Annotated in this window: 11 protein-coding genes and 3 tRNA genes; 7 read left to right on the top strand and 7 right to left on the bottom strand. The window is 45.8% G+C overall.

Annotated elements, in window-relative coordinates:
• Positions 1-33: 33 nt before the first annotated feature.
• Entirely contained in the window at positions 34-879 is an 846-nt protein-coding gene (gene folD / locus AACP44_RS02890; RefSeq protein ID WP_339338820.1) for a bifunctional methylenetetrahydrofolate dehydrogenase/methenyltetrahydrofolate cyclohydrolase FolD, read from the bottom strand.
• Between the two features lie 187 nt (positions 880-1,066).
• Between folD and AACP44_RS02885 the strand changes: the two genes are divergently transcribed.
• The 4 genes from AACP44_RS02885 to AACP44_RS02870 all read left to right on the top strand — a co-directional run bounded on the left by AACP44_RS02885 (position 1,067) and on the right by AACP44_RS02870 (position 2,869).
• Positions 1,067-1,143, top strand: a tRNA-Pro gene (locus AACP44_RS02885).
• Positions 1,144-1,202: 59 nt separating this feature from the next.
• Positions 1,203-1,278: transfer RNA gene (locus AACP44_RS02880), tRNA-His, on the top strand.
• 64 nt (positions 1,279-1,342) lie between these two features.
• Positions 1,343-1,419, top strand: a tRNA-Arg gene (locus AACP44_RS02875).
• A gap of 268 nt (positions 1,420-1,687) precedes the next feature.
• Positions 1,688-2,869 carry a thiolase family protein gene (locus AACP44_RS02870; protein ID WP_339338818.1) on the top strand — a complete coding sequence of 394 codons (1,182 nt, stop codon included), beginning with the start codon at positions 1,688-1,690 and terminating at the stop codon, positions 2,867-2,869.
• Positions 2,870-2,881: 12 nt separating this feature from the next.
• Here AACP44_RS02870 and AACP44_RS02865 read toward each other — a convergent pair whose 3' ends face one another.
• Entirely contained in the window at positions 2,882-3,658 is a 777-nt protein-coding gene (locus AACP44_RS02865; protein WP_339338816.1) for an alpha/beta fold hydrolase, read from the bottom strand.
• Between the two features lie 86 nt (positions 3,659-3,744).
• Between AACP44_RS02865 and AACP44_RS02860 the strand changes: the two genes are divergently transcribed.
• Positions 3,745-4,509, top strand: coding sequence for a hypothetical protein (locus AACP44_RS02860; RefSeq protein ID WP_339338814.1), 765 nt, complete (start codon positions 3,745-3,747; stop codon positions 4,507-4,509).
• A 9-nt stretch (positions 4,510-4,518) separates the two neighbouring features.
• Here AACP44_RS02860 and AACP44_RS02855 read toward each other — a convergent pair whose 3' ends face one another.
• Positions 4,519-6,048, bottom strand: coding sequence for a malonyl-CoA synthase (locus AACP44_RS02855; protein WP_339338812.1), 1,530 nt, complete (start codon positions 6,046-6,048; stop codon positions 4,519-4,521).
• Positions 6,049-6,064: 16 nt separating this feature from the next.
• Entirely contained in the window at positions 6,065-6,856 is a 792-nt protein-coding gene (locus AACP44_RS02850; protein ID WP_339338810.1) for a class II aldolase/adducin family protein, read from the bottom strand.
• A 114-nt stretch (positions 6,857-6,970) separates the two neighbouring features.
• Between AACP44_RS02850 and AACP44_RS02845 the strand changes: the two genes are divergently transcribed.
• Positions 6,971-7,735 (top strand): hypothetical protein, encoded by a 765-nt coding sequence (locus AACP44_RS02845; protein ID WP_339338808.1) that lies wholly within the window; start codon positions 6,971-6,973, stop codon positions 7,733-7,735.
• On the opposite strand, the gene AACP44_RS02840 is transcribed toward AACP44_RS02845, so the two are convergent.
• Positions 7,730-8,461: a SprT family zinc-dependent metalloprotease gene (locus AACP44_RS02840; protein WP_339338806.1), complete on the bottom strand. Its 732-nt coding sequence runs from the start codon at positions 8,459-8,461 to the stop codon at positions 7,730-7,732. The two genes, AACP44_RS02845 and AACP44_RS02840, sit on opposite strands and share 6 nt — an antisense overlap.
• Positions 8,458-10,278, bottom strand: a complete 1,821-nt coding sequence (gene recQ, locus AACP44_RS02835) for a DNA helicase RecQ (protein ID WP_339338824.1) — start codon at positions 10,276-10,278, stop codon at positions 8,458-8,460. The genes AACP44_RS02840 and recQ overlap by 4 nt, the downstream gene beginning before the upstream one ends.
• A gap of 141 nt (positions 10,279-10,419) precedes the next feature.
• On the opposite strand from recQ, the gene bioA reads away from it, so the two are divergent.
• Positions 10,420-11,715 carry an adenosylmethionine--8-amino-7-oxononanoate transaminase gene (bioA, locus tag AACP44_RS02830; protein WP_339338804.1) on the top strand — a complete coding sequence of 432 codons (1,296 nt, stop codon included), beginning with the start codon at positions 10,420-10,422 and terminating at the stop codon, positions 11,713-11,715.
• 58 nt (positions 11,716-11,773) lie between these two features.
• On the opposite strand, the gene AACP44_RS02825 is transcribed toward bioA, so the two are convergent.
• Complete coding sequence (locus tag AACP44_RS02825; RefSeq protein ID WP_339338802.1) at positions 11,774-12,157, bottom strand: DUF2802 domain-containing protein; 384 nt, start codon at positions 12,155-12,157, stop codon at positions 11,774-11,776.
• Positions 12,158-12,221 lie beyond the last annotated feature (64 nt).

Here is a 12,221-nt window from a genome sequence, read left to right as displayed (position 1 = left end):
AGCCTCTAAGCCTCTAAGCCTCTAAGCGAGACACTAGCCTAACGACTTCTCACCCGAAGCGACTGACTGAAAAATCAAGGTATTAATGGTCATCGGCCCTACTCCACCAGGTACTGGCGTATATGCCGCGCAGCGCTCAATCACACCGCTTAACTCAATATCACCAACACCACCGGGGTGATAACCTGCATCAACCACCACAGCACCATCTTTAATCCATTCACTCTTAATAAATTCGGGTCGACCCACCGCACCCACCACAATATCGGCCTGTTTAATCAGCTCTGGCAGGTTTTGCGTGCGTGAGTGACAAGTAGTGACCGTGGCATTGGCTTGCAGCAACATAGCCGACATTGGTTTGCCCAGAATTGGGCTGCGACCGACAACAACGGCATGCTTACCTTCAATCTCAATATTATAGTGCTCAAGAATACGCATAATACCTTTAGGGGTAGCGCAGCCATAAGCCTCTTCACCCATCGCCATACGGCCGTAACCTAAACACGTTACACCATCAACATCTTTTTCCAACGCAATGGCGTCAAAACAGACGCGTTCATCAACTTGTTTAGGCACCGGATGCTGAAGCAAAATACCATGTACATCAGGGTTGTTATTTAACTCATCAATTTTGGCCAACAATTGTTCGGTGGTTGTCTCTTCAGCCAATTCTACCGCCATTGATTCCATACCAATACGACGACAGGCATTACCCTTCATCTTTACATAGGTGGCTGAGGCTGGATCAGCTCCCACTAAAATCGTGGCTAGAATAGGCGTTTTACCATTGGATTTTTGCTTTAGGCCAGCCACTCGTTCGCTCAGTTGCTGCTCCCATTGTGCGGCCAACGCTTTGCCATCAAGTACCAGTGCAGACATACTTGCTATACTCCTGATTTCAGTAGAAAAAGATAGCGCATTCTCTCATGTCCACGGCCTCAGGCAAATAGTTAGATGAAGGCAAATAATGTTGCTTTCAGTGCATTATTTAGCGTTGACGACAGCCTACAGCATGAGTATTATGCGCACCTCGTTTGAAGCAGTGATATCACTGCCAGCAAGCATTCGGGGTATAGCGCAGTCTGGTAGCGCGCCTGCTTTGGGAGCAGGATGTCGGGAGTTCGAATCTCTCTACCCCGACCAATTTTCAATATTAAACACAGACTGGCTACCACTGTGGTTTAATGTGATAAAAGTTTGTGGTGGGCGTAGCTCAGTTGGTAGAGCGCCGGATTGTGATTCCGGTGGTCGTGGGTTCAATCCCCATCGTTCACCCCATTTTTTAAAGGCTTACAGCCAACACTGTAAGCCTTTTCTGTTTTAGTTTTAACGTTCAAGTCTTGCGCCCGTAGCTCAGCTGGATAGAGCATCCGCCTTCTAAGCGGATGGTCACAGGTTCGAATCCTGTCGGGCGCGCCACTTCCTTTTTCAAACTCATGATCAACAAACGATAAAACTATCGACTGTTACAGGCAGCAGAATTTATCCATCTTCACTTTCAGGGATAAACAACTTCGAATATCATAGCTAATGTCAATAAAGGTTCAAGGCAATAATCAGACTCAGTTGACAAACAGCCTGGCAAAACTTGAATATAATTCGGGTCTATGGCCAAATATAAAACCTATTCTATGACGGAATGCCGCAGGCTGCGGCATTCCGTCACCATCGTTTCAAGGAAGTCATTATGTCTGAAGACTCTGTAGTTATTGTTAGCGGTGCCCGTACACCGATGGGTGGTTTAAACGGCAGTCTAAGCACCGCCACTGCGGTCGAATTAGGCGCTGCTGCCATTAGCGCCACGGTTGATCGATCCGGTGTTGCAGCGCAAGATATTGAGCAAGTTGTGATGGGCTGTGTATTGCAAGCCGGTGCCAAGCAAGGGCCCGCAAGACAAGCCGCAATCCATGCCGGTATCCCAAAAGCCACCGGCGCTGTTACTGTCAATAAACTCTGTGGCTCAGGTATGCAAGCTGTCGTTTATGCCCACGATATGATTAAAGCTGGCACTGCCTCGATTGCGCTGGCAGGTGGCATGGAGAGTATGAGTAATGCCCCTCATCTTTTACCGGCTTCACGTAGTGGGATCGGTACTGGCGACAAAACTCTATACGACCATATGTTTCTGGATGGCTTATCAGATGCCTATACTGGCAAAGCGATGGGTACCTTTGCCCAAAGCTTGGCAGACGATAACCAGATTAGTCGTGAAGCGATGGATGCTTTTGCCATTGAATCAACCATCCGAGCACAGAAAGCGATTGCCGATGGTTCATTAAAAGCTGAAATGGTACCCGTGACGATGACAACGCGTAAAAGCGAATCCGTGATTGAAAGTGACGAGCAACCCGGCAAAGCTCGTCTAGATAAAATCCCTGCACTACGCCCTGCCTTTACCAAAGATGGCACCATCACGCCGGCCAACTCAAGCTCCATTTCAGATGGTGCATCAGCACTTATGCTGATGACAGAATCAGCAGCCAATGCACGCGGCTTAAAACCTCTAGCCCGCATTATTGCTCACTCCAGCCATTCACAAGAGCCATCATTATTTACTACAGCGCCCATCGGCTCGATTGAAAAGGTACTAGTAAAAGCTGGCTGGGCTAAAGACGATGTCGACCTATGGGAAATTAACGAAGCCTTTGCCATGGTTACCATGTTAGCTATTGATAAGCTGGGACTTGATCATGCTAAGGTCAATATTCATGGCGGCGCTTGTGCTCAGGGGCATCCGATTGGCTCAACCGGTTCACGTATCATCGTGACACTGATGCATGCACTACAGCATTATGGCAAGAAAAAAGGCATCGCTTCTTTATGTATTGGTGGCGGTGAGGCTTTATCGGTAGCCATTGAAGCGATGTAACACGAGCAACATCTAGCCGACCGTTAAAAATTGTTTGACTAAGTTGTTAAAGGTCACTGGTTTTTCAATATGTAGCCAATGGCCGACATTCTGAATAATTTTAAATTGCGATTGCGGGAATAGTGTTTCGATCATGTCACGATGCCCAGCTTGGATGTACGAAGACAGCTCTCCTTTGATAAACAAGGTTGAGCCTGTAAAAGCTTGCTCAGAGACTAGGCCTGTACGCAAATCGTTATAATTTTTCTCTATGCTATCAATGTTTAAAAGCCAGCTAAATTTACCCGCCTTGTCGCGGGCAAGGCTCTTTAATATAAACAGCCTGACGTCCCGCTCTTGAATATACGGCCGCAATATCTCTTCGGCGTCGCGGCGGGACATCAAACCATCAAGGTCTAACGCATTAAAAGCGCTAAATACCTCATCATGGTTACCACCATAAGCAACGGGGGCTATATCTGCTACAACTAAACGCATCACTCTTTCAGCTGACATCAATGCCAGCTGCATAGCTACTTTACCGCCTAGAGAATGGCCTAACAAATGCGCTTTGGGGATTTGATGGCTATCCATAAAGACCAACACATCGGTAGCCATTTCCTCAAAGCGCATCGAGTCAGCGCTAAAGGAATGACCATGATTACGCAAATCTAGGCAATAAACGGTAAAATACTCGGATAGATATTTGGCGATTCCGATTAAATTATCACCCATGCCAAATAGACCATGCAGCAATATTAATGGCTCTCCCCTACCAATAACCGTATGATGCAAAACAGGGTTAACCATAGCTTTTTCTCAGCAAAACAAGTGACTTCTCATTTATTAGCGTGGTTGCTAAAATCCCGCAATCACTATTTAACAGGACAATACCCGTGCGCATTATACTGCTTTTTATCCTGACTCTCATTATTGCTGCTTGCAGCAGTTCCACTGGTTACAACCCAACTGTATTTGACTATCACTATGACCAGCAACGCATTGCGGCTCAACCAATAAAAAAAGTTATTTTGGCGCCCATTAGCATGGGCGTTCCTGTGCCTTCTTATTTGCAAAAGCGTGAACGCAAAGTCAAGCGGATGGTTAAGAGCTATCTTGAAAATCATGGCTATCAAGTTTTACCTAACTACCATTTTGAAAATGCCTGGAAACAAACTATCCGCTCTTATGGTAATGTCTATGATCCCAGTACCGGTAAAATCGATATCAAAACATGGCAACGCGCCATGAGCGCTACCGGTAAAATTTTACGGCAGAAAACGGATGCTGATGCGGTCATTTTTGCGGATTTATTCGTGCATAAAATACAGCATAGCAATAGCATGCGTCACTATGCTCGCTGGTGGGGAGTCACCCGTAAACCCGCCTTAAAAGGCACTGGTGGCGTACCGATGGGCTTTGATTGGACGCAAAGTATTAATGCCGCCTCTTTGCGAGTCTCTATTTACGATATGTCCCTAACCCGTGTATTCAACAGCCGAGGTGGTATTGATACCTTGTCTGCCATCGATTTAAAACGCTCTAACCCAGCCTTCGTTCGACGCAAAACACCACTGAAGAATGAAGACAATATAGAGGAAGGCATCGAACTCGCCTTCCATCCATTTATTCCAATGAAGACGTACCCCGGCAATCCATAAAAAGGCTAACTAACTATTGCCCTTGGCGGGACTAGTAGCGGAATACATTTCGCGTAAACTGTTTTTTTGTACCTTGCCCATAGTGTTTCGCGGCAACTGTTGCAAAAAATAGACAAGCTTTGGCACTTTATAGGCTGCTAACTTTTCTCTAGCACTGGCAATCAGGGTTTCAGCTTCGATTGAAAGGCCATCTTTAGTCACAACCGCTACGGCAACTGCCTCGCCAAAATCCGCATCAGCAATACCAAATACCGCTGATTCCTTGACACCATCAATCGCATCAATCACCAGTTCAACTTCTTTGGGGTAGATATTATAGCCGCCACTGATCACCATATCCTTGGCACGACCTACAATCGACATATAGCCATCCTCACTGATGACACCCTGATCGCCGGTAATAAAAAAACCATCATCAGTAAATTCCTGTGCCGTTTTTTCGGGTAACTGCCAGTAGCCCTGAAATACATTTGGCCCCTTTACCTGAATAGATCCAACCTCACCCACTGCAACGATGCTGTTATCAGTATCCACAAGACGCACATCAACACCCGGCAAAGGAAAACCAACGGTACCTGCTCTACGCTCACCGTTTAGTGGGTTAGAAATCAACATGCTGGTTTCCGACATGCCGTAGCGTTCTAAAATTTTATGACCGGTACGCTGCTCAAAGATTTGATGTGTTGTCGCTAATAGTGGCGCTGAACCGGAAATAAACAGACGCATCGTTGCGCAAAGTTCTTTGGTAAAATTTTTATCAGCTAGCAGTCGGGTATAAAAAGTAGGCACGCCCATCATCAGCGTAGCATTGGGTAATTGCTTGATCACTTCAGTAACGGAAAAAGCAGGCATAAAGATCATCGATGCGCCAGCGGCTAGCACACCGTGACAGGCAACAAACAGACCATGGACATGAAAAATAGGCAGCGCGTGAATTAATATATCCTGTTGCTGCCAGCCCCAAGCATCATGCAACATTAAGGCGTTGGCCGCCAGATTTCCATGAGTTAGCATCGCGCCTTTAGGTCTGCCGGTAGTGCCGGACGTATAGATAATAGCGGCCAGATCATCAGCAGCGCAAACGACGTTATCAAACTGTTCGGGGAAAGTAGCACTATTGTCAATCAAACTGCCACTACCGTTTGCTGCAAGCGTTTCAAATAGCGCAAATTGTTGCTGTACGAATGACTCACAATAGGCTTGATCAGACGGGTCTGCGATAATCAAACTGGGGCTAGCATCGGTAAAAAAGTACTGTAACTCTGCTTCGGTATAATCTGTATTGAGCGGCAAATAAATAACACCCGCACGAAGACAAGCCAAATAAACCAGTAATGCTTGGGGCGATTTTTTAACTCGCACTGCCACGCGATCGCCGGGTTTTAAGTCCAGATAATAGAAATAATTAGCCAACTGCGCTGACTGTTTTTCCAGCTGGCTATAGCTTAAAGCATCGCTCGCTGAGCCGATAATAAAAGGCTTATTGCCATCGACTGGAAAACGTTGGCTTAATATATCGTAGAGGTTGTGATTGCTCATCAAACCTTAGTAATCCTTAATCAAACATATCCGGCTGTTCAGCGATAATAAGATTAAACATAGGCTGAAAACTAAACCAGCCAGCCAGCGCACTACCGATTAAATCCGCGGTTTGCTGCGCGCTCTCGGGGTTAATTAATTTAGGCGTGCCGGCAGCCTCTGCTAACAACTGCGCCTGACAGCTACGCTCCATAGTAATAAACCACCATGCCGCTGCTTCTACGGTATCGGCAACGGTGAGCAAGCCATGATTCTGAAGAATGCAGGCTTTGTTATTGCCCAACGCTTGCGCAATGCGATCGCCTTCATCCAAATCCAGTACTACACCGGTAAAATCCTCAAAGACAACATGATCGTTATAAAATGCACAGGCATCCTGAGTGATGGGATCTAACAAACGGCCCAGAGCCGACCAGCTTTTACCATAAACAGAATGGGAATGGGCCGCCGCATTGATATCAGCTCGAGACTCATGAATCTTCGAGTGAATGGTAAAAGCCGCACCATTAAGCAAACCCTCGCCTTCAACAACCTCGCCCTGATGATTCACCAATAATAACTGAGACATTTTAATTTGCTTAAACGAAACGCCCATCGGGTTGACCCAAAAATGGTCCAAGCGCTCGGGGTCGCGGACGGTAATATGGCCCGCTAAACCTTCATCAAAACCAAACTTACCAAATAGTCTAAACGCGGCCGTCAAACGCTGTTTGCGGTGCAAGCGCTCTGCTACTGGATTATCAAAGCTTTCAGGACCAAAACGACTGGCCGAGCTGTTCATGATAATATCGTTGGTCTTGTCGCTCATTGTTATTTCAACCCTTTGTTATGATAGCGAGATAGTAAGGTTATTGTTTGCCTAGCGCCGGCCAATTTCATAATATTAGAACGATTAATTTACCACTATACAGCTTAAATCAATATGGCTTTTATCCAATCAATACTAAATAAATTTCTAGCCAATAGCGATCAGGATATCAGCAGCCATAAAGATCATTACCTGCAACTGCAACGGCTGCGTATCGATCATGATTGGATTGCGGTCAAAATCACCAAAAGTGGTGAAACTTATAAAAGTCTTATTCTGCAAGTGGATGCTGAAAACCATGAGCTGGTTATCGAACAACTCTACCCCCCACAAAATCTAGAGCATATAAAGCCCGGCCATACCGTTGAAATCACCAGCCTAAACAACCATAAACCGGTTAATTTTTACAGCCGCATTCTAGCCCGTGAAGAGAATGGCGATGAAGTTAGCTGGCGTCTAGAGTTACCCGAGGAGGTAGGAAACAACCAAAATCGCAATGTTTTTAGAGTCACTGTGCCGAGCGAGCAGGAACTGGAAATAGAGCTCTATCATGGCAATACGTTACTGCATGATGTTCGTATTATCAATATATCCGCAGAAGGCGTTAAGCTCAGTTTTTCCGAACAACGAAAAGACCAACTATCCATCAATCAGTCATTCACCAACTGTGTTATTCGGCTACCAGGTGCTATTACGATTAATTGTGATATTCAACTACGCAATTTATCCAGTATAGATACAGATGGACCACAGCCATACCTTTTAGGCGGCGGCATACTTACCATCGCCAAGCCTCAACAGCGAATAAAATTGCAACAATATCTAGCAGCAGTACAGCGACAACAGCGTCGGCTGGATGCTAGCAACGGAGCATTATGAAAGCTCCTCGATCAACAGCTCCCTCTCACGCCAGTCAGGCATCACATAAGCCAGCAAACGATAAAATGCCTTGCCGTGATGAAACACCTCTAAATGTGATAATTCATGCGCAATCACATAATCAATACATTCAACCGGCATTTTAATTAGCGATAGATTTAACGTCACTTCGCCTTTACTTGAACAACTACCCCACCGCCGGCGCATTTTGCGAACGGTAATCTGCGGCATCGTATACTTATCCTGAAACCAGTCAGGAAACATCTCAAAACAGGCAAATAGCCGCTCTTCATAAATAGCGATTGCAGACTGCCGATACCATTGATTTATGGCTTTTTCTATTTGCGCGGAATTACTCTTATCTCTTACCGACACCACTATTACACTATCACTGAAGGATACCTGGGTTTTGGCGCCTTCAATAATATGCAAGGGGTACTGCTCACCCAAAAAGTAATGATATTGGCCATGGTGAAAAACAGGTGCCAGTGCAAGCTTGGCCAAGGCCTCGCGGCGCTGCTCAAGAATCCAGTCGGCACGCTGCTCAACAAAATCTACAATCTCATATTTTGGCACCCATTTGGGCGCACGTACCTCTACCGTAGCATCAGCTAATACATGTAGGGCAAGGGTTTTACGACGCTGACGTTTAACTTGATAGTCAAAGGTATTGTCAAGCGACAGCTGTAGCTGTTGTTGCGTGACCGATCGCTGCAAAAAGCTCACGCTAAACCCGCCTCTGCATGACTGCAAATCACATCAATAAAATCATTGCCATATTTTTCTAACTTGCTCTCGCCAACGCCGGTAATGGTTAATAAATCGATTCGCGACATAGGCCGAATATCTAACATTTCTTTTAAAGTGGCATCATGAAAAATCACATATGGCGGCACATTATTTTGTTCAGCCAGCCGCTTACGGCATTCACGTAAAGCATCAAACAACTGCTGATGCTCAGGCTTAATCTCTGTTTTATTCAACGATTTTTTTCTATTGTTTTTCGTTGAAGGTGCTTTATATTCTTCTTTGCGTAAGTACAGTGATTGCTCGCCTTTTAAAATTGGACGACAGGTATCGACCAATTGCAAAGCACTATAAGCCTCGAGGTCAACTCGTAATAAACCACGCACGACTAACTGCCGTACTACTGAACGCCATTGTGCTTGATGAAGGTCACTACCAATACCAAAAGTACTTAAATGCTGATGCCCATGCTGCAAAACCTTATCGGTTGTTTTGCCCATTAATACATCCAAAATATGGACCACGCCAAAGCGCTGACCGGTACGATAAACAGACGATAGTAACTTTTGTGATGCCTCGGTCGCATCCCAAGTTTCAGGAGGGAGCTGACAGTTATCGCAATTGCCACAGGGTTCAGCTGCTTTGTCGGAAAAATAATTTAACAACACCTGTCGACGACAGCTAGTCACCTCACATAAGCCCAACATCGCATCCAGCTTGTGTCGTTCAGTACGCTTAAATTGCTCCGAGCCATTGGAATCTTGTTGCATTTGCTGAAGACGTATCACATCCTGCAGGCCATAGACCATCCAAGCTTCTGCGGGCTGGCCATCACGCCCTGCTCTGCCAGTCTCCTGATAATAGGCTTCAATGCTTTTCGGCAAATCCAAATGCGCGACAAAGCGCACATCCGGTTTATCAATACCCATACCGAAGGCAATAGTGGCGACAATAATCACGCCCTCTTCGCGTAAAAATCGCTGCTGATGGGTTTGTCTGAGTTGCGGTGAAAGCCCTGCATGATAAGGCAGAGCGGTATAACCCTGCTTGGTAAGCCATTCGGCGGTATCCTCAACCTTTTTTCGGGACAGACAATAAATAATGCCCGCATCATTTTTACGTTGCTGTAAAAACGCAGATAACTGTTTTTTCGGTGTGGTTTTATTGGCGATAGCATAGCGAATATTGGGTCGATCAAAGCTACTGACAAAGGCTTTGGCGGCAGTTAAGTGTAAGCGCTCAACAATTTCCTTGCGGGTACGCATATCCGCCGTAGCTGTTAGTGCAATACGAGGAACTTGTGGGAAATGCTGATGCAGTACATTTAATGATAAATAATCTGCCCGAAAGTCATGCCCCCATTGAGATACACAATGGGCCTCATCGATAGCAAATAACGCCAACTGACACTGACCCAATAGCTCAAGGGTGCGCTCCTGCACCAGACGTTCTGGTGCAATATAAAGTAGATCAAGCTGTGACGATAATAGCTGGCTTTCGATAAACTGCTGCTCATTAACTGCCAGTGTGGAGTTTAAAAATGCCGCTTTTACCCCCAACTGCTGCATGGCATCAACCTGATCCTGCATTAGGGCAATTAATGGCGAGATAATAACCCCGACACCATCACGCAATAGCGAGGGGATTTGATAACACAGGGATTTACCGCCACCCGTTGGCATTAGCACCAGCGCATCATGACCTGCGGTGACCTGCTCAATAATCTCTGCCTGATGACCGCGAAAGCTGTCATAGCCATAAAGATCGTTTAATAGTTGTACTGCTGTTTGCGGCATACTTGTCGGATCAATTGATGCATTCATAACAACGGACTCCTTTCCGTTAATTAATTGGCTATTGCTTGGCAAAAGTGATTTAAACAGGCTTCGGCTTTGCCTACAATAGTGGCTCAAATCTTTCTTGGGGATGATGATTCAATGAGCGATAACAATCTGCTCTCAACCGAGCAACTACTTGCGCTCGATAAACAGCATATCTGGCATCCCTATGCCTCAATGATTGATGCACCGCCGGTTTATCCTGTTGTCTCTGCCCGAGGTGTGAGACTAAAACTGGCCGATGGTACTGAACTGATTGATGGCCTTTCCTCATGGTGGTCGGCTATTCACGGCTATAACCACCCTGTGCTTAATCAGGCAGCTAAGGAACAGTTAGAAGCTATGTCCCATGTGATGTTTGGTGGCATCACCCACCCCAGCGCGGTTAAATTGGCCAAGCTGCTAGTGGACATCACTCCGCCGACACTGAACAAAGTCTTTTTTAGTGATTCAGGCTCGGTCGCAGTGGAAGTCGCCATTAAAATGGCTCTTCAATACTGGTATTCCATGGGTCGCAAGGAGAAACAGCAACTGCTTACGCTAAAGAACGGTTATCACGGTGATACCTTCGGCGCCATGGCCACCTGCGACCCGGTGACGGGTATGCACCATATGTTTAGCGAGGCATTACCCAAACATCTTTTTGCCGACGCACCCCGCACGCGATTCGGTGATGAATTTGATGAAACTGATATCAGCAGCTTTAAACGTTTAATTGAAAAAAATCATCAAAGCCTGGCTGCGGTCATTCTGGAACCGATTGTTCAAGGCGCCGGCGGTATGAATTTTTATTCGCCGGACTATTTAAAACGTGTCCGACAGTTATGCAATGAATATGATGTGCTATTAATTGCCGATGAAATTGCTACGGGTTTTGGCCGTACCGGTAAATTATTTGCCTGCGAACATGCCAATATTGAGCCGGATATTCTTTGCTTGGGAAAATGCTTAACCGGCGGCTATTTATCACTGGCCGCTACGCTCTGCAACGACAAAGTGGCTAACGGTATTTGCCAAGGTGAAGCCGGAGTGTTTATGCATGGACCTACGTTTATGGCCAATCCGCTAGCAACAGCGATTGCCTATGCTAGCGTGCAGTTATTGTTATCCCAAGATTGGCAACAGCTAGTTAAAAACTTAGAAACACAACTGTTAGCAGGCCTGTCACCGGCGAAAGCGTTTGATACGGTCAATGATGTTCGGGTACTTGGCAGCATCGGGGTCATTGAATTAAAACAGCCGGTCGATATGGCCGTCATTCAGAAGCAGTTGGTTGACCGTGGGATATGGGTTAGACCGTTTGGCAAACTGGTTTATACCATTCCACCTTATATTATTGGCGATGAAGATATTGCCACTTTAACAGCGGGTTTGGTCGATATTGTCAAAAATTAAGGTTTTTAGCTTCAACAATAACTAGACTTTGTTAGCGATCAACATTAGCGATTAATGTTTATTTAGCGGTCGATTGCAACAGCGTCAACAAGTCCGCTTCAGCTTCTGGCAAGCCATAGCGGTCGACCAACTCATCAGCATTAAGACCATTAACGGCAGAGCCAGTCACTTGATCGTATGGCCTAAATTCAAAATTAGTTAAGGCCATTTGTTGTTGGTTTTGCACAAAGGTTTTGTGTTTTTTCTCTACACTGATTAAGCGCTGACCGACACCCATGGCCGCGTTATTGACCGCAGCGATTTCATGATGGAGATTAGCGGTATCTTGTTCAGCTTGCTGCTCAAGTTGCTTTAGGCGCAAGCCAAGGTGAATGGTGTAGCCAGCCATTGCTATTAATGCAATACAACCGACAACCAATATTATCCACACTGGCGTTATCATAATTATAACTCTTCTATTTAAGACCACTGCTGAATGATAGCTACAGCTTATGGCTACAATTTAT

The sequence above is a fragment of the uncultured Oceanicoccus sp. genome (genome assembly GCF_963968385.1).
Taxonomy (GTDB): Bacteria; Pseudomonadota; Gammaproteobacteria; order Pseudomonadales; family Dasaniaceae; genus Oceanicoccus.
The sequence above is the reverse complement of the archived record's forward strand: the minus strand, read 5'-3'. Positions and strand labels throughout refer to the sequence as shown.

Bases quoted from the DNA above. Each gene is read 5' to 3' on its own strand.
- folD (WP_339338820.1), bottom strand. From the start codon at position 879: ATGTCTGCACTGGTACTTGATGGCAAAGCGTTGGCCGCACAATGGGAG.
- AACP44_RS02870 (WP_339338818.1), top strand. From the start codon at position 1,688: ATGTCTGAAGACTCTGTAGTTATTGTTAGCGGTGCCCGTACACCGATG.
- AACP44_RS02865 (WP_339338816.1), bottom strand. From the start codon at position 3,658: ATGGTTAACCCTGTTTTGCATCATACGGTTATTGGTAGGGGAGAGCCA.
- AACP44_RS02855 (WP_339338812.1), bottom strand. From the start codon at position 6,048: ATGAGCAATCACAACCTCTACGATATATTAAGCCAACGTTTTCCAGTC.
- AACP44_RS02850 (WP_339338810.1), bottom strand. From the start codon at position 6,856: ATGAGCGACAAGACCAACGATATTATCATGAACAGCTCGGCCAGTCGT.
- AACP44_RS02845 (WP_339338808.1), top strand. From the start codon at position 6,971: ATGGCTTTTATCCAATCAATACTAAATAAATTTCTAGCCAATAGCGAT.
- recQ (WP_339338824.1), bottom strand. From the start codon at position 10,278: ATGCCGCAAACAGCAGTACAACTATTAAACGATCTTTATGGCTATGAC.
- bioA (WP_339338804.1), top strand. From the start codon at position 10,420: ATGAGCGATAACAATCTGCTCTCAACCGAGCAACTACTTGCGCTCGAT.
- AACP44_RS02825 (WP_339338802.1), bottom strand. From the start codon at position 12,157: ATGATAACGCCAGTGTGGATAATATTGGTTGTCGGTTGTATTGCATTA.